The sequence below is a fragment of the Photobacterium sp. GSS17 genome (genome assembly GCF_028621875.1).
Classification (GTDB): Bacteria; Pseudomonadota; Gammaproteobacteria; order Enterobacterales; family Vibrionaceae; genus Photobacterium; species Photobacterium ganghwense.
This window is the reverse complement of record NZ_CP117517.1, coordinates 2,737,716-2,756,510: the sequence shown is the minus strand read 5'-3', so window position 1 is coordinate 2,756,510 and position 18,795 is coordinate 2,737,716. Positions and strand designations below refer to the sequence as shown.

Annotated in this window: 10 protein-coding genes; 4 read left to right on the top strand and 6 right to left on the bottom strand. The window is 51.2% G+C overall.

Annotation, left to right across the window (positions count from 1 at the left end):
• Positions 1-168 precede the first annotated feature (168 nt).
• Positions 169-1,653: a formate transporter FocA gene (gene focA, locus PGW97_RS12255; protein WP_273857423.1), complete on the bottom strand. Its 1,485-nt coding sequence runs from the start codon at positions 1,651-1,653 to the stop codon at positions 169-171.
• A gap of 207 nt (positions 1,654-1,860) precedes the next feature.
• Here focA and PGW97_RS12250 point away from each other — a divergent pair, with 207 nt between their 5' ends.
• Positions 1,861-2,766 carry a LysR substrate-binding domain-containing protein gene (locus tag PGW97_RS12250; protein WP_047887396.1) on the top strand — a complete coding sequence of 302 codons (906 nt, stop codon included), beginning with the start codon at positions 1,861-1,863 and terminating at the stop codon, positions 2,764-2,766.
• Positions 2,767-4,360: 1,594 nt separating this feature from the next.
• On the opposite strand, the gene pflA is transcribed toward PGW97_RS12250, so the two are convergent.
• On the bottom strand, positions 4,361-5,104 hold the full coding sequence (pflA, locus tag PGW97_RS12245) for a pyruvate formate lyase 1-activating protein (RefSeq protein WP_047887395.1): 744 nt from the start codon (positions 5,102-5,104) through the stop codon (positions 4,361-4,363).
• A 428-nt stretch (positions 5,105-5,532) separates the two neighbouring features.
• Between pflA and PGW97_RS12240 the strand changes: the two genes are divergently transcribed.
• On the top strand, positions 5,533-7,152 hold the full coding sequence (locus PGW97_RS12240) for a methyl-accepting chemotaxis protein (protein ID WP_273857422.1): 1,620 nt from the start codon (positions 5,533-5,535) through the stop codon (positions 7,150-7,152).
• Positions 7,153-7,263: 111 nt separating this feature from the next.
• Here PGW97_RS12240 and pflB read toward each other — a convergent pair whose 3' ends face one another.
• The 3 genes from pflB to ycaO all read right to left on the bottom strand — a co-directional run bounded on the left by pflB (position 7,264) and on the right by ycaO (position 13,538).
• The gene (pflB, locus tag PGW97_RS12235) at positions 7,264-9,540 is read right to left on the bottom strand and encodes a formate C-acetyltransferase (RefSeq protein WP_047887393.1); all 2,277 of its coding nucleotides are present in this window, start codon (positions 9,538-9,540) and stop codon (positions 7,264-7,266) included.
• Between the two features lie 213 nt (positions 9,541-9,753).
• Entirely contained in the window at positions 9,754-11,268 is a 1,515-nt protein-coding gene (locus PGW97_RS12230; RefSeq protein WP_273857421.1) for a DUF3360 family protein, read from the bottom strand.
• 509 nt (positions 11,269-11,777) lie between these two features.
• Entirely contained in the window at positions 11,778-13,538 is a 1,761-nt protein-coding gene (gene ycaO / locus PGW97_RS12225; RefSeq protein ID WP_273857420.1) for a 30S ribosomal protein S12 methylthiotransferase accessory factor YcaO, read from the bottom strand.
• A gap of 308 nt (positions 13,539-13,846) precedes the next feature.
• Between ycaO and PGW97_RS12220 the strand changes: the two genes are divergently transcribed.
• The gene (locus PGW97_RS12220) at positions 13,847-15,217 is read left to right on the top strand and encodes a M20 family metallopeptidase (protein ID WP_273857419.1); all 1,371 of its coding nucleotides are present in this window, start codon (positions 13,847-13,849) and stop codon (positions 15,215-15,217) included.
• On the top strand, positions 15,214-16,701 hold the full coding sequence (locus tag PGW97_RS12215; protein ID WP_047887389.1) for a YfcC family protein: 1,488 nt from the start codon (positions 15,214-15,216) through the stop codon (positions 16,699-16,701). Before PGW97_RS12220 ends, PGW97_RS12215 begins: the two co-directional genes overlap by 4 nt.
• Positions 16,702-16,897: 196 nt before the next feature.
• Here the strand turns inward: PGW97_RS12215 and PGW97_RS12210 are convergent, their stop codons facing one another.
• A complete protein-coding gene (locus PGW97_RS12210) occupies positions 16,898-18,457 on the bottom strand; it encodes an ABC transporter substrate-binding protein (RefSeq protein ID WP_273857418.1) in 1,560 nt (519 codons plus the stop codon).
• Between the last annotated feature and the right edge of the window lie 338 nt (positions 18,458-18,795).

Genomic DNA, 18,795 nt, shown 5'->3' with positions numbered 1-18,795 from the left:
TGCCTATGTATCTTTTTTACGGTGTAAGTGCGGTGATTTTGATGTGCGGCAAATTTCAGGACCTTGCCAAAACCAGGGAGACGGGGGAGGTTGGCAGGGAAATGGCAGCAAAGGCGACAAACAAAAACAGGCCAGCTGATAGCTGGCCTGTGAGTAAGAACCTGATACTCAGGCAGTTTCGATTTGTGCGGAGACTTCTTCGGAAACGTCATTGTGATCCGCCACTGCACGAAGCTGACCGTATACCGGACGCAGCGCCTGGACAATTTCCTTACGGGTGATAAGGCCAACCAGCTGGTCGTCCTCGACAACCGGGTAGATATGCGGACGGCTGACATTCATGGTCCGTGCCCGCTCATTGAGTGACAGGCTGGTCAGTTGGGTCGCAATACCGCTGCTGGAAACCGGGTACAGGATATTTTTGTCGATACTCATGTATTCCGCGATTTCCAGAATGGAGTTGTCCGGGCTGACGGTCTGGATTTCATGGCGCATCAGATCCTGCACTTTGCTTTCCTGATCCGGCATGTAGTCATTGCACCACAGGTCAACCAGCGCATCATGCAGGGAGAAGAACCCCACCAGACGTTCGTCGCTGGTTAATACCGGTGCACCGGACAGGTCTTCACGCAGCAGTAAATCCAGCGCGGTAGCCACCGGCATTCCTGGTGCCAGAGTGAGAGGGGCAGGGTGCATGTGGTCTTTGACCAGTAAGTTATCGTTGAGCATATCAGAGTCCATTTGTAAGTTGTTGTGGGCTGAAAAATCCGGACGAATCAGAGTGGCGGAAGCCAGCGCCGGTTGCGGAGAGTGGTAAATCGCCCAGTAGCTGAGCCCGACCAGTACTCCTCCGCCGACGATATTCCCCAAGGTGACCGGGATAAGATTGGCAAAGATAAAGTTGTAAACAGTGAGATCGGCGTAGTGCTCGGGAGCAACGCCCAGGTTGGTCCAGAACGAAGCCGGTGCCAGCTGCTGAATGGTGATCCCAAGCGGAACCATGAACATATTGGCGACGCTGTGCTCAAACCCGGTGCTGACGAACATGGCTACCGGCAGAACCAGCATGGCCATTTTGGTCATCATGTTGTTAGAGCAGAATGTCATCCAGACTGCCAGGCATACCAGCAGGTTACACAGTACCCCCAGTGCGAATGCCTCCGCTGGCTGATGGTGCAACTTGTGCTGAGCGATATTCAGGGCATTGAGTCCCCATTGGCCGCCGTCGAGCTGATACAGGCTACCCATGGTGACCAGCAGCAGTAACAACATGGCACCGATGAAGTTGCCGAAGTACACCTTCCCCCAGGTACTCAGCATTTTGTGGGTGCTGATGTGACGGTTGGCGCGGGCGATAGAAGAAAGCACGGTACTGGTAAACAGCTCGCCGCCGCAGATAACCACCAGAATCAGGCCGAGGCTGAATGCCAGTCCGCCGAACAGACGGTTGATGCCCCAGTTAATTGCCTGGTTTCCGGTCGTGACCGTGATGTAAAACACGAAAGCCAATCCGATGAAGACACCGGCGGTTACTGCCAGAGCAACGGTGGTGTGCGTCGGCTTGGATGCTTTGCCGACGGCATAAGCCTCCGCTTGCTTCATCATCTCTTTCGGATTGAAGTTGGTGTTGTTGGATGAGGATGCTATTGCCATATTGCACCTCCTCCGTGGCGTCGTGGACGCACAGTGACTGCGTGATGCAGAGTTGATAACGTCACATTTCCTCCTGGTTGTGAATGTAGACTGCAGGCAGGATAGGTCGCGCGTAATACTTGAGTAAAATTGATAATTTCTTTAACCCTTATCACTAATGTTGATATTCTAGAGGGTGTATACAGGCAGATTTGCGAAGAGGATGGAATGCGCTACTCACTGAAACAGCTGGCCGTGTTTGAAGAGGTGGCCAATACCCGCAGCGTCAGCAAAGCCGCGGAAAACCTGGCTCTGACTCAGTCCGCTGCCAGTATGGCGTTGTCACAGCTGGAAAAATTGCTTGGACGGCCATTGTTTGAACGGCAGGGGAAGCAGATGGCGCTGACTTACTGGGGCGCGTGGCTGCGCCCACGAGCCAAACAACTGCTGTTTGATGCCCAGCAAATCGAGCTGGGGTTTTATGACCAGCACATTGTCAGTGGCGAGATCCATGTGGCGGCCAGCCAGACCGCGGCCGAGCACCTGCTACCTGATCTTATCAGTATGATAGATAAAGACTTTCCAGAATTGCGTATCCAGCTTAGCGTCAGCAATGCCCAGAAAGTGATTGATCGGGTCCGTAATTACGAGTGTGAGCTGGGTATTATTGAAGGGCGTTGTGATGACAGCCGGGTCGAGCAGGAAGTCTGGTGCCATGACCACCTGGTCATTATCGCTTCCAAATATCACCCCTACGCCAAACTGGAAACGGTCAGCCTGGCACAGCTGGAGCAGGCTAAATGGGTATTGCGCGAGCAAGGTGCAGGTACCCGAAAGAGCTTTGAAAGTGCGATTCACGGGGTGATTGATGATCTGGATGTGTGGCGGGAGTATGAGCAAATACCGGTGTTACGGACGTTGGTGATGAATGGCCCTTACCTTAGCTGCCTCCCGTATTTGGATGTGGTGAAGCACATTGAGCGCGGTGAGCTGGTGGCACTGAAGGTACCGGAACTGAATATGCGCCGGACGTTATCTTTTATCTGGCGGGCGGATTCGATTGAAAACCCACTGCGGGAATGCATTCGGCGGGAAGCGATCCGGATGATGAAGGACCGTAAAATGGAGATGTAGGCCTGAAATGGCCATATTGGCTCAGCTTATATCATTAAAACTGATGTTAATTTTCAGGAAAACTTATACTCAATTGCGAGCATATTAAGGGTTGTGTCGCTATTAATGGCAATTTCATTATGGCTATTGCATTGAAAAAACATATTTTTTCGTAATGTTTCCATCATGTACTGCTGATTCTGTTTAAAAACACTCTTCTGATGACAAAATGAAGGAAGTTTTCTTTATCAATTTAGCTGATTTATTTGTTAGATATATTAGATATGCATTTGAGTGATTAGTGTGCGGTTGAGTGATTGTAAGGGGACAATTCTGCGGCGCACTCTCAAGTGGCTTTGCCACTCTTTGAAGTATTGCTTAGGTATTAACGGTCGTTTGTCCTTTGGTATTTTTGCTCTTTCCACAGAAGTTGCCCTTGAGGACCAATTAAGTTTCCATCTTAGAGAAGGCAACATTTAACAGCTGAGTTTCTTTGAATACCAGACCGATATTGAGTCTGAGCCAGCTTCCCATGTTCGATTTTCTCAACAATCGCTAGTTTGAAGGCGAGGGCGTTTGAGGTGGGTAATGATAGGTGGTTAGATTAGCTGTTATCATCAAGCCAATCTAACCAAGGGTGACCTTTCAGCTTTTTGTTTTATCATCAAGGCATTTAGGAATATGAATAACATCAGCTAAATGCTTCTTTTTAACTTTGGCTAAAATTTCACGTGACCTCTGTTTAATTTTCCTCTGCTTTTCCTTTGAATAGTCATTCACAGCTTTTGGTGCTTACCACATACAGTGCAGCGATAGAGTGCTTTATAAGAAAAGCGTTGAAAAAAATTACGTTTAATACGTACCCAATTATGATTAGCGCATTCCATGCTTCACCTCTCCTACAGACATCACTGAAATGTACCTGTAAGTATGAGAGGTTGCTCCCAAAAAATTCAGCTATTGAGATGCCGGTCAATAAATGGGAGGGTATATGTGATTGGCGTTATGAATGGTTTATTTTACTGTCTAAATAAGTGGGCTGGTAAATAAAAAATAAATACATTCAATAAGTTGCTAACAGATTCTGGGGGCTGGTGCTTTTATTGACCCATATTAAATATTGATTAAAATTTATGATTGTTGATATGGAGGTAGTTTAATAATGGGCGATTTTCGCTATGCCTGGTGTCTATCGCATCGTGCTGTGTGACATTGGTAGCTGCTAACACAAATAATCCGCATGTTCTTTCCACCAGAGAGTCTTAATCCCTTGCTCTGAGTAATTACAGCCATTCATTAGAGCCATGTTTACTCTTCCACGGCTGACTTTAAACGTTCATCCATCTTTATTTTACCTCCCAAATAAAGCCATTTATCTAGTCACTTGCGACTCATCGACACGACTAAAAAGACGCCCTCTCTTTGTGAACGTTAATTGCTTGTTTTTACAGTGGCTTTAATCTTCTGTCTGGCCATGTGAACCTGTGTTCACGACGGGACAGGAGAGAAAAAAGAGGGAGAGCTAATGCTCTCCCTCTGTTGTTTGAGATGGCTTATTCAGCAACCTGGTGTTTGACTGGCTGATGTTCACCACAATTCAAGGTAAGGCTTAGCCTTAGTACATGACCTTCGCGTTGGTGTAGCTGCTGATCACCGCTTTGACGTTTTCCATAACCTCTTTCGATGGCGGATTCACACCGGCCAGCGGGTATTCCAGCCCCATGGCTTCCCACTTGTGGGCACCCAGTTGGTGATACGGCAGCAGTTCCACTTTTTCAATGTTGTCCATATCCTGGATGAATTCACCCAGTAAGCGGGCAGAGCGTTCGTCGTCGGTAAAGCCCGGTACCACCACGTAACGGATCCAGGTTTTTTGCCCACGTTGTTGCAGGTAGCGGGCAAAGTCCAGTACGCGTTTGTTTGGTACGCCAACCAGATTCTGGTGGATGTCATCGTCCAGGTGTTTCAGATCCAGCATGACCAGATCTGTAGCATCCAGCACATCATCGATCACCTGTGAATGCTTGCGAATATAGCCGTTGGTATCCAGACAGGTATGAATCCCCTCTGCCTGAGCGGCGCGGAAAAAGTCGCGGATAAATTCTGGTTGCAGCATAGCTTCGCCGCCGGAGGCCGTCACGCCGCCACCTGAGGCATTCATGAAGTGACGGTAAGAACGGGCTTCTGTCATCAGCTCGTCAACGGTGATTTCCTTGCCTTCATGTAAGTCCCATGTATCCCGGTTATGGCAATACTGGCATCGCATCAGGCAGCCTTGCATGAAAACGATGAAACGGATACCTGGTCCATCAACGGTTCCGCAGGATTCGAAAGAGTGAATTCGGCCTTTAACTGGCATAGTGAAGCTTCTCCGCAAGGGATGTGTTTACGTGTCATTTTATTACAAAAAGACACGCTTAAATAGCAATAAACGCATAAAAACTGTAAGGATAATTCATTTTCATTCCCTTCTTAAAGTCTACACCCAGCCTGGCTTTCCGGCCTGCGGAAAAACCGCGTCAGCTCTCATGTTCACGTATTCGAAATGTAATCAAAAAGCTCGAGATGATCCCGTTTGTCAACAAAATTTTCACATCTGAGGTGCGAATTGCGGCGTTAATCGCATCAAACTGATTGCATAAAGATTATCCTTTAAATAACAACATCTTTCATGGGGTTTCATCCCCCTTGATGGCCGGATATGAGACGCTGCCGGGCAACGCGCTGGTGCAATCTGGATGATAAATGTAAGTGAGTTGTAACCGTGGAGTGGGAACAAGGAGAGATATGATCAACTTTAGCAACCTGTCGGTCAGAAATAAGCTGGTGGCGCTAATTGTCTGCGCCATTATTTTGCAAGTCAGTGTCAGTCTGTATGACATGATTGAGCAGAAAAAAGCGGCGTATTTTGAACGTAAAGCCTCGCTCAAAAGCCAGGTGGAACTGGCCGTTGACATGATTAATTATTATGCCGCGCAGCAGGGAACTCTGGGAGGACAGCAGGCCCAGCAGCAGGCAATTGCGATGATCAATGCCGTGCGCTATGACAGCAGCAACTATTTCTGGATCATGCAGCCTGATCTGACAATCGTAAACCACCCGCTGAAGCCGGAGCTGAACGGAACCTCTGCCCGTCAGCTGACCGATGCGGCGGGAAAGTATCACTGGCAGGAGATGGTCACGGCCAGCCAGCATGGCGGTGAAGGGTATCTGGAATACAGCTGGCGATCGCCGGCCGGGCAGATCGAACCTAAAGTATCTTACGTAGAGCGTTACCCGACCTGGAACTGGATCATCGGAACCGGTGTGCACGTCAAAGATATCGAAGATGATTTCATGGCCTCGGCTGTCAAATCCGGCGGTCTGGCCCTGCTGGCAACGCTGGTGCTGATGAGCTTCGGGTACGTCATCAGCAACAATATCTCCAGACCGCTCGCTGGGTTGGTGAAAAAATTTGATGCCCTGGCTGAGGGTGATTTGCGGGTGCATTTCAACGACGATCGCCGTGACGAAATCGGGATGTTGTCGCAGCGCATGGACACGGCGGTCGGGACGATTCGCCAGGCACTGAAGGCCGCGAATACCTCAGCGATGCAGTCTTCTCAGATGGCGAGCACCATTGCCTCGGCTACTGAGCAAAGTGCGCAAAGTATTCAGTCGCAGCATGTTCAGCTGGAGCAACTGGCAACAGCAATGAATGAGATGACTGCGACCGTAGCTGAAGTGGCCAGCCATGCTGAAAAAACGGCCAGTATGACTGACAGGATTGCGGAAAAAGCGACGCTCAGCAACGCGCAGCTTGAAGAAACCACCAGCCATATCCGCCAGGTCGCCGATCAGATCACAGAGGCCAATCAGCGGGTTGATGCTCTTAAGCAGGGCGTCGGTCAAATACGCGATATGGCCGATGTGATTCGCGGCATTTCTGAGCAAACCAATTTGCTGGCACTGAATGCCGCAATCGAAGCGGCACGTGCCGGCGAACAGGGCCGGGGATTTGCTGTCGTTGCTGATGAAGTGCGAACACTGGCACAACGTACCCAGCGCTCAACGGAAGAAATTCAGGTGACGGTCGATGCGTTAACCCGCGGGGCCTTTGAAACCGCAGAGGCGATGAAAGCCAGCCATGAAAGCAGCCATCAAAGTGTTGAGAATGCGCTGGAAACCCAGCGGCAGTTACAGGTGATGGTGGAAGAACTGTATCAGTCGAATGAGCAGGTGGCACAAATTGCCGCCGCCGCAGAACAGCAGGAAATCGTGTCTGAAGATATTAACCGTAATGTCAGCAGTATTCATCTGTCGGCCAACGAAGTGAATGCAGCGGCGCAGCATCTGGCCAAAGAGAGTCAGAGTTTGGCGGAAACGTCGGATGATTTGGCGCACCAGTTGCAGTACTTCAAGGTGTAATTCGGCGATCTCAACAGCAAAAAAGCGTTCACCAAAAAAAGCAATAAAAAAGCCGGTTTAAAACCGGCTTTTTCTTTTTCACCGGAGCCTGAATGCAGGCTCCGACCAGTCTTACAGAGACTGAGTGAATGTACGTGCGATAACGTCTTGTTGCTGTTCAGCCGTCAGAGAGTTAAAGCGTACAGCGTAACCCGATACACGGATAGTCAGCTGTGGGTACTTCTCTGGGTGCTTAACGGCATCTTCCAGGGTTTCACGGTTCAGTACGTTAACGTTCAGGTGCTGACCGCCTTCGATACCAGACTCGTGGTGGAAGTAACCATCCATCAGACCCGCTAGGTTTGCTTTCTGAGTATCAACATCTTTACCCAGTGCGTTTGGCACGATAGAGAAGGTGTATGAGATACCGTCTTTCGCATCAGAGAATGGCAGTTTACCAACTGAAGTCAGAGAGGCTACTGCACCTTTCTCATCACGGCCGTGCATTGGGTTTGCACCTGGAGCAAATGGCGCGCCTGCACGACGACCGTCTGGCGTGTTACCTGTTTTCTTACCGTATACCACGTTTGAAGTGATAGTCAGGATTGACTGAGTTGGCTCAGCATTGCGGTAAGTGTTCAGCTTACGGATCTTGTTCATGAAGGTTTCAACAAGTTCGCAAGCGATGTCATCAACGCGTGCATCGTTGTTACCGAATTTCGGATAGTCGCCTTCGATTTCGAAGTCAATCGCGATACCGTCTTCGTCACGAACTGGTTTCACTTTCGCGTACTTGATCGCAGACAGGGAGTCAGCAGCTACAGACAAACCTGCGATACCACATGCCATAGTACGTTTCACGTCACGATCGTGCAGCGCCATCAGAGCCGCTTCGTAGCTGTACTTGTCGTGCATGAAGTGGATAGCGTTCAGGGCAGTCACGTACTGCTTCGCCAGCCAGTCCATGAAGTGATCCATGCTGTTCCAAACAGTGTCGAAGTCCAGCACTTCATCAGTGATCTTCGGCATCTGAGGACCAACCTGCATCTTCAGCTTCTCATCCACACCGCCGTTGATGCTGTACAGCATGGTTTTCGCCAGGTTCGCACGGGCACCGAAGAACTGCATTTGCTTACCAACAATCATTGGCGATACACAACATGCGATTGCGTAGTCGTCAGACTCGAAGTCTGGGCGCATCAGGTCGTCGTTTTCGTACTGGATTGAAGACGTATCGATAGATACCTTCGCACAGAAACGCTTGAAGCCGTCAGGCAGCTGCTCAGACCACAGTACAGTGATGTTTGGCTCCGGAGATGGACCCATAGTGTACAGGCTGTTCAGGAAGCGGAAGTTAGTACGAGTTACCAGAGTACGGCCGTCAAGACCCATACCGCCCATAGATTCTGTTGCCCAGATTGGGTCACCAGAGAACAGTTCATCGTACTCAGGAGTACGCAGGAAGCGAACCATACGCAGCTTCATCACGAAGTGGTCGATCATTTCCTGAGCTTGTTCTTCATTGATCTTACCGGCTTCGATATCACGTTGGATGTACACGTCTAGGAACGTAGAAGTACGACCCAGTGACATTGCTGCACCGTTCTGAGATTTAACCGCAGCCAAGTAACCGAAGTAAGTCCACTGGATAGCTTCTTGAGCCGTTTCTGCTGGGCGAGAAATATCACAACCGTATTTCGCAGCCATGGTTTTCATCTGGCCTAGCGCGCGGTGTTGTTCTGCAATTTCTTCACGCAGTTGCATGGTCATTTGCAGATCTTCGCCGTTTTCGAATTTTTCCTGCAGAGACGTGAACTGAGCCAGTTTGTCTTTCATCAGGAAGTCGATACCGTACAGTGCAACACGACGGTAGTCACCGATGATACGACCACGGCCGTAAGCATCTGGCAGACCAGTCAGAACACCAGACTTACGACAAGCCAGAATTTCTGGTGTGTAGATGTCGAATACGCCGGCGTTGTGCGTTTTGCGGTATTCAGTAAAGATTTTCTTCACCATCGGATCCAGTTCGCGATCATACGCTTTGCACGAACCTTCAACCATGCGGATACCACCGTTAGGAATGATGGCACGCTTCAGCGGCGCATCAGTCTGCAGACCAACGATAGTTTCCAGATCTTTGTTGATGTAACCCGCGTCGTGAGCAGTGATGGTAGAGATAACAGAAGTATCGAAATCAACAGGTGCGTGAGTAGAGTTTTCCTGTTTGATGCCTTCCATTACTTTAGCCCAAAGCGATTTAGTCGCTTCAGTACCTTCAGAAACCAGGAAAGACTCATCGCCTTCATATGGCGTGTAGTTCTTCTGAATGAAGTCACGTACGTTTACTTCGTTCTGCCAATCACCCGCAGTGAAACCTTCCCAAGCTTTAGCAAATTGCTCTGCCATGACATACCTACCTTTTTAGTAGAAAAAACACGTACTGAGTCGGCTGTTGAGCCCGCCTGCCCGTATGGGGCAACAGTACACTTTGAACAATAATACGGATAACCAATGCATCGTGCTGAAACGGTTGTGTCGGTTATTCGTATTGGTGCTCTTACTTCCCGTTAACGTGAGTGGGTTCTGAGTGGGGCAGTGCAGGCACTGCCCCTGTCTCAATTATAGTAACGCCGGAATACCGTATTGGCCTTCAAGCATGCCGACTGCCAGCATGGCAACCAGACAGATAATCAGTGCGCCTGCCGGAATGACGATTTTATCGATCATAGACAGTTTTGTGGCACGTTCTTTGTTCCCAATCAAACCGTTGTTATCTAGTAGCATGGTCAGGGCCCAGGCCAGAACAGGGTTAGTCACCATCGCTGCAAAGACACAGATACCAGCTGCTTGTGAATCTTTCGTGTCTTTCACCATTTGCACACCCGCTTCCAGCAGTGGCAGGAATACCCCTACCAGCAGCGCGATACGCATTACTGGTGGCCACACGGCAACGTCCATCGGGAAGCCCAGAATCGCTACGATGATACAGAAGCTGCCTAGCAGGATAGCACCCGCAGGGATTGGACGCTTCGCGATACCTGCCGGAATAATGTAAGTACCCCAGGAAGACGTAATGTTACAGCCACCTACAGCAGTACCGACCATCTGACGCAGTGAACAGGTTGTCATGGTGTCGTCCACGTCCATCAGTACGCGGTCAGTGCCTTTCGGGTAGTTCAGTTCCTGGAAGATACGGTGACCCAGGAAGTCCGGGGACCACATAGCAACAGCCAGAATCGCGAATGGCAGAGAGGCGATGAAGTGCTGCAGATTCGGCAGACCCAGCATCCAGCCATGTTCAGTGCTGCCCCACCAGTAAACCGGGTTCAGGTTAGGCAGGCCGGTTTCTGTTTCAAACACCAGGTCGAAGCCCGCGCCCAGAGCCAGTGAGACAAACAGACCGGTTACCGCACATGCCGGAATCGCCAGCCAGCGTTTGTTCACTTTCGCCAGGTAGGCGTACAGAATAACGTTGACCGCCAGCACTACCAGGCCAATGTAGCCCAGGCTGCCTTTTGCGACATCGGCACTTTCCAGCCCCACGGCCCATGACTGAATGTCACTGATTTGGCTCATGGCACCGGTAAAACCAAGGAATATCAATAAGCCGCCGGCCACCCCTTCACTGGTTAGATTAACCAGTTTGGAGCCCCCTTTAAAATAGCTCAGCAGCAAACCAAATACACCGATCAGAATGGCCAACGCCAGAGGGTGGGCACCCGCCAGAGCAATTGTACCGATCAGTGGAATCATTGGACCGTGGTTACCGGCCAGGTTAGCGCGAGGGTTGAAGAATCCGGAAGCAAGAATACAGAACAGCAGGGCGGGGATTAACATTTCGACCCGGGCAACTTCAATGGCGAACGTCTTGCCGAGTTCAACATGTTCCCAGGCCGCGCTCAGGCCATCAGCCCAAGACATGGCGACAGACGAGTACATCGCGATAATCGCAATGGTGCCCGCCAGGGCCGGAACCAAATCTTCCAGCTCAAAGCGAAAATCACGACCCGGCAGGTTTAATCCCCAACGGCGAGGTTTCATGATTTTCAGCTCATGATCAAGATAGTCGGAGCGACTAGCGAAGTCAGAAGCAGGGCGGTGGAGCTCCTGGTAACTTCTTTCTTGTGATGACATAAGTGCCTCGTTCTACATTAAAAAATAATTCTTATAATGCTGGTGAATTGTGTTTGCATGACTGCATCGGGATTGTCCCACGCAAGCTGCCATTAAGTGTAATTAACTTTCACCAATTTTGGAGGCAGTGTACCGCTTGCGTCGTTCGGTAAAATTGATCTTGATCAGGCTCACTCAAAAATTGAAAGAAAATAACCAAAAAAAATTGAGTGGTGAGTCGAAATATTGCCGGATATGAAAGAATGTTTATAAAAAAAATTGGCCGTGTGAATTAGCTCGCAAAACTAAAAAGCAACAATAACCACTTGATTTCAGTGGTTAATTTTGAGTGAAATACGACATATTTGTGCTACAAATGTGAACGTGGGTGACCGAACGGGCAAGGGGGAAGTCTGTTCATAAAATTCAACTTTAGTTGAACGGCGAGCAAAAATCAGGCTGAAAAAAAAGTACAAAAATGCCAGCCCAAAGGCTGGCATTGTCGTTTATTCAGCGGCGAAAATCGCGGCTTATTTTTGTGCGTGCGCTTTTTTGGCAGCCTGCAGCTTGTGGTAAGACGCCAGAAGCTTCTGGTGAGCCGGGAACTGCGTCATGCTCAGATCGCCGGCAGTCAGGCCGTGGAAACGAACGGTACCCTCAATGGAGCCCCATGCTGCAGCAACGGTTTCTTCACCAAACATACGTTCGAAGGCAGGCTTGAACTGGGCCGGATCGCGTTCTTCGTCCAGGGCCAGTTTCAGGCTGGCAACCAGGCAGCGGAAGAAGCGGGCGCGTTCTGCGCTGTAGGTAGACACGTTGTAGTCCACACACCAGTTCGCATGCTCCAGCGCCAGCTCCAGATCGCCGCCAGCCAGTGCCAGCAGACACTTCAGCTCACCGATTCGCAGGGTCTGCCATGCATCGCCAGCTTGTGGGACCAAGCCAACAATCTCATACAGACGGTTAAAGTCATCGAAACCTTCTTCTTCCAGAATGTGGAACATTTCGGCGTACTGTTCGGCTTCCCATTCTACTTTTGGCAGGGCCAGCAGGGTTTCGCGCAGCTCCATTGCTACGTTGTTGTTGGCTTCGATCAGCTCTTCAACCGGATAGATCTCAGACCAGCCCGGTACGATGATGCGGCAGCAGTCAACGCCCAGATGATCATAGTCGGCGATGTAGGCATCAGTGCCTTCTTCGTGCAGCAGCGCCAGCAGGTGGTTGAACTCTTCTTCTGAGGTGCCGCTGAAGTTCCAGTCTACGAACTCGTAATCGGCATCCGCTTTGAACAGATCCCAGGAGATCAGGCCTGAAGAATCAATGAAGTGGGTTTCCAGGTTGTGGTGATCGCTCACTTCCTCGTTGTCGAATGACGGCTCAGGGAACACGTCCAGATCTTTCAGGCCACGACCCTGCAGCAGCTCGGTCACAGTACGCTCGAAAGCAACTTCAAAGCGCGGGTGAGCACCGAAAGAGGCAAAACAGGTGCTGTTGGTCGGGTTCAGCAGTACCACGCAAATCACTGGGTACTTACCGCCCAGAGAGGCGTCGTAGCAGTAGATAGGGAAACCTTCGGCTTCAAGGGTGTCGATAGATGCCTTGATACCCGGGAAACGCTCTACCACGTGTGACGGGATTTCCGGCAGGCTGATGCGCTCAGCGATGATACGGTTTTTGATCGCACGCTCGAACACTTCAGACAGACCCTGAGTGCGGGCTTCGGTTTTGGTGTTACCGGCAGACATCCCGTTCGAGACGTACAGGTTACCGATGATGTTCATCGGGATGTACACCGTTTCTTTGTCACTCTGGCGCTCAAACGGCAGGCAGCAAATGCCGCGTTCCATGTTGCTCGACTGCAGATCGATCAGATCGGTACCCAGCAGTTCCAGCGTCGGATCGTAGAACTGGGTCAGACGCTCGTCCAGAATGCCTTCCGGCGGCAGGTTTTCTTCCAGATCAACCGGGAACCACTTCTCATTCGGATAATGAACAAACTCGCTGTTGGCGATCGCTTCATCCAGGTAGTAGTCAGCGTAAAAGTAGTTCGTTGACAGACGTTCAAAGTACTCGCCCAGTGCTGAAGCCAGTGCAGCCTTCTTGGTGGCACCTTTACCGTTGGTGAAGTTCATTGGGGCATCCACATCGCGGATGTGAACAGACCACACGTTCGGTACCGGATTCAGCCAAGAAGCTTCTTCAATATTGAAGCCTAGGTCTTTGAGTTTGTTCTGAAAACGCTCGATAGATTCTTCAAGCGCGGCGTCTTTACCCGGAATAAATGTTTTCATTATCGATCTCGTCGAGGATGTTGAGTGGCGCGAAGTATAACCAATTTCAGCGCGGAAAACTAAATGTGATCACTATCAATGATCCCGGCCTCGGTCTGGCAGAAGTTGTTCAGTCTTTGAGCTGTGTCCCACTGTGTCCGGATAAGCAGTGAAAGCTATCACAGATTGCTGGCTATCCCTGTAGCAGAATACCTTGGTCAATAAAGATACAACTAACTGATAATTCTAAATTGAGCTGCCTTTTTGTTGGTTTAGTCGGTACTGGGAATAATAAGCAGACTAAATCAGATGGAGCTGAGAGGGATGCGATGAAAGCCAAAATAGCGACAACAAAAATAGCGACTGCCATTGATGCAATGCGTGACGATTACCTGGCTGCGGTGAAACGCCTGGTGGCCATTCCGAGTGTCTGGCAGGAAGATGACAGCGGGACACCTTTCGGGCAACCGATTGATGATTGTCTGGATGCCACTCTGGCACTGTGCCGGGAAATGGGGTTCTTCACCTTCAAGGATCCGGCTGGTTATTACGGCTATGCCGAAATTGGCAGTGGTGAGCAGATGATTGGGGTTCTGGGGCACCTCGATGTTGTACCAACCGGTGAGCGTTCGGCCTGGCAATCAGACCCGTTCAGCCCGGAAGTGCGCGACGGTCGGCTATACGGTCGCGGCACGCAGGACGACAAAGGGCCGACGCTGGCCGCACTGTTTGCAGTCAAAGCTTTGCTGGACAGCGGGGTACAGCTCGAAAAACGGGTACGTTTTATTTTCGGAACGGACGAAGAAACCCTGTGGCGCTGCATTGATCGTTATCTGGCCAAGGAAGAAGTACCGCAGTGCGGGTTCACCCCGGACTCTGCCTTTCCGCTGATTCACGCGGAAAAAATGCTGATTCAGGCTTGGTTACATGGGTCGGGTGATCCGCTGATTGAACTGGCCTGTGACGGGGCGCTGAATGCGGTGCCGGAGCTGGCACGCTATGAAGGTCCGCTGTGGGAAGAGTTGGCCGCCAAGCTCGATGAACTGGGGTATGACTTTACCGCAGAAGATGCCGAGGTGGTGGTGTTCGGCAAGGCGGCGCATTCGGCCTCGGCCGATACCAAGGGAGTCAATGCCATTGCCCGCCTGTGCCTGGCATTGCGCCAGTTGGGTGAAACCCATCCGGCTGTGAAGTTGATTGCCGAACAGATTGGTGAGGATGCTAATGCCCGGGAAATTTTTGGCCCGGTGGAGGATGTCAGCGGTCGGCTGACCTGTAATGTGGCCAAGCTGACAATTACACCAGAGCACAGCCGTATCGGATTGGATATCCGGGTTCCCGTCACTTTCAGCAAAGCCGACTATGATACGGATATACAGGCCGTTGCCGAACAGTATGGCCTGCGATACGAAGAGTTTGATGTGCTGCCCTCTCTGTATATGCCTGCTGACAGCCCGGTAATCACTGCCCTGATGGATGCGTATCAGGCCGTGAGCGGTGATATGGACAGCTTGCCGATGACGTCCGGCGGTGCGACGTATGCCCGGGCGATTCCGAATTGTGTCGCGTACGGGGCGATTTTCCCGGGGCGTGACAAGGTAGAGCACATGCCTGATGAGTACCTGATCATTGATGACATGATGCAGGCCATGAAGGTGTATGCCGAGGCAATCTATCGTTTGCAGGGAGTGGCGTTATGACAACAACAACGACTGAGGCTGGCAATATGAAACGTAAGTTTTCCATGCCGACTGTATATACCATCCTGTTCATTATTATCGCGCTGGTGGCTGCGCTGACCTGGATCATGCCTGCCGGGAAATATGACTATCTGGTCAATGGCACCGATCAGGTCATTCCGGCGGCGGAGGTACTCAACTACAGCGGCGGCGAACGTCTGCTGCCGATACCGGGTACTTATCAGGAGTTGGAATCGTCCCCGCAGGGGATTGTCGATGTGCTGATGGCCCCGATTAAAGGTTTTCACAAAGCCGTGGATGTGGCGCTGTTCGTGCTGGTGATAGGTGGTTTTCTCGCCGTGACCATGCGCACCGGGGCGATGGATGCCGGGGTGGCCTCGATAGTCCGCCGGTTCCATGGGCGTGAGCAACTGATGATCCCGGTACTGATCTCGCTGTTTGCGCTGGGCGGTTCCACCTACGGGATGGCTGAAGAAACGGTCGCCTTCTGGGCGGTGATCCTGCCGGTCATGGCTGCGGCCGGGTATGACCGGATGGTCGCGGCGGGCATCATTCTGCTGGGATCCGGCGTCGGGGTGTTGGCCTCAACCGTCAACCCGTTTGCAACCGGGATTGCGTCAGGGTTTGCCGGACTGCCGATTGGTGACGGGATTGGCCTGCGCCTGATTCAGCTGGTGATTCTGGTGGTGCTGGCATCCTGGTTTGTCATGCGCTACGCCGCCAGGGTTAAAGCCGATCACGCCTGTTCGGTGCTGGCCGATATCCAGTTTGATGATGAATTCTCCCACATCAGTGAAGATGGCGGTGAATTTACGACCCGTCAGAAGTGGACCATGGCGATCTTCTTTGGTGCGTTTCTGGTGATGATCTACGGTGTGATCCCGTGGGAAGACATGGGCATTACCGCGATTCCGACCCTGTGGTGGTGGTTTGATGAGCTGTCTACGCTGTTTCTGACCGCTGCGATTGTGATTGCGGTGATCAACCGCATGGGGGAAGGAGTGTTTATCAAAACCTTCCTGGAGGGAGCCAAGGATCTGATCGGGGTTGCGTTGGTAGTTGCGGTGGCGCGGGGGATTTATGTGGTCATGGATAACGGTGTGATCATCGATACCATCCTGAACTGGGCTGAAGGTGTGGTTACCGGCCTTTCCTCAGGCGTATTTGTTGTGGTGACCTACTTCGTCCATATCGTGCTGAGCTTCTTCATACCGTCGACTTCCGGTCTGGCGACCGTTTCTATGCCGTTGATGGCTCCGCTGGCCGACTTTTCCGGCATCGGGCGGGATCTGATCATCACCGCGTATCAGTCAGCCAGCGGTTGGATCAATATTTTTGCGCCGACAGCCGGGCATCTGGTCGCGGGGCTGGCGCTGGCCAAAATTCCGTATGAACGTTTCCTCAAGTGGGTGATGCCGTTTGTTATTATGGTGCTGGTGGTTACCGTGATTCTGCTGTTTGTCGGGGCGGCGTTGGCTGCGTAAGCCCACGGAGGAGGTATTTGGTGGATAACGCATCAGCCTGTTCAAATAGTCTTTAAGTAGCAATGTGTTAAGTGGCAATGTGCTAAATACTAACTCTTTAACAATAATGCTTTAAGTCATAGTCTTTAATCAATCACCCTATCCACAACAAGCCCGGACTGAATAGATTCAGCCCGGGCTTGCCTCTTTCTTCGTCTTAGTGTTTCACCGGATGCTCATCACCGGCCTGCCGGGTTTCGGCATCGGTGGCTGTTGGTCGAAGGGCCAGCACATGCAGCAACCGCTCCGGTGCCTGCGGCCAGACCAGCGGACTGGCGACCGGGTTATCTTTGTTGAACCAGCCCGTGAACCGACGGGTGTTGTACTGGTAAAACTGCACGGTGTTGTAGAGCGGCACTGTGATCTGTCGGCTGGCGGTGATATGGCTCAGCTCATGGATGATTGCCAGACGCTGCTTCGCGGTCGGCGCGACCGGGAAACGGGCCAGCAAGGTATCGATCGCCGGATCCCGGTAATAATGTTTGGCATAGCGGGGATACTGCGGTGCCTGATAGGCGCTGTTGAAGGCCATATCGAAGTACTTGAACGGTGTCGGTCCCTGCGGGTAATTGGTCAGTGCCAGCTGGTAGTCGGCATGGCTGAACCGCTCAGCAAACTCATTGAAGTTCGTCTCAATAGTGCTCACCTTCAGACCGATTTCCCGCAGCATTTCACTGGCAAGCAGTGCCGTGGTATTGAAATCGGTCCAGCCACGAGGCGTCATAATCGTGAGTTCCAGTGGTTTCCCGGACGGCAGGTCACGCCAGCCATCATTGTTCTGGTCCGTCACCTGAATCTGCGCCAGCAAATCACCGGCTAATTGCGGGTTGTAGGTCATGTAGGGCTGGTAGCGCTCCGCTTCAAGCGGATTGGCCCAGCTTTGAAAACGCTCACTCATCCCGGATGCAAAACGGGATGGCTCACCCTGTCCGAAGGTGGCAATGTCGATCATCAACTGGCGCTGAATGGCCATCGAAACGGCCCGCCGGAACGCCAGCTGGCTGAATACCGCGCGGACTTCCGGATCCTGAGCCCTGAAATTAAACATCAGGCTGATATTGCTGGCCGGTGGCAGCCAGTATTGGAAATCAGGAGAAAGCGAGGCGTAATGCCGTTCGATATCCGGGATGAAACTGCCGGTCCAGTCAAATTCGCCGGAGGCAATACGCGTGATGAAGTCATCATTATTGGTGACTTTGGGATAGCGCAGGCAGTCAATATGTCGCTCGCTGGCCTGCCAGTATACGGGATTGGCGCACTGGAGGTAGCCGGAGTCACTCAGCGCGTGGATTTCTGTAAAAGGCCCTGTACCGACAGGGACTGGATTGGTGAAGTGTACATAATCGGTCACCGTGCGCCATTGGTGCTCAGGCACTATCGGCAGCAAGACCAGCGTGTATGCGACCAAAGCATTAGGCTTCTTCAGCCGGAAATAGACCTCATACTGTGACCGCTTCTCGATTTTTTGCACCCACTGGTTAATGCCATGGGAATCCAGTTCTGGATATTTTTGCGCAATGGCAAAGGAAAACAGCACATCATCAGCGGTAAAAGGTTTTCCGTCAGACCACTTTACCCCCCGGCGCAAGGTGAAGTGTATCCCTTTTAAATCCGGATCGAGCGCATAGTGGGTGGCTAAACGGTATTCAGGTTTGTTGTTCTGAAGCGTATTAAATATCACCAGTGGCTCAAAAATAAATTCATGCGTTGTAGGCATGCTGGACTTTGAAAAGGGATTGAAATTAGCAGTGATACTGTCTTTGTATTCCGGCACAAGCGTCAGAATGCTCGGGTTTTTGAAGGCTGGCTCTGTGGCGAGAAGGTTGGTTGAAAATAGATTTAAAACAATAAGTAAGGCTGATATCTGAAGCGTGGGCTGGTGCGAAAAAAAACTGCTGAACATGGGTTTACCGGATGATGCTGGTTATGGCGGTATTTTATAAAGATAAGCTACGCCATGTTGCGGGATGGATCAAATACTCTCGAGTCGGGGTTCTTGACTGTTTTATGCGTAAAATGTAACTTTTTATTCTATCATTCGGTAAGTTAATGAAA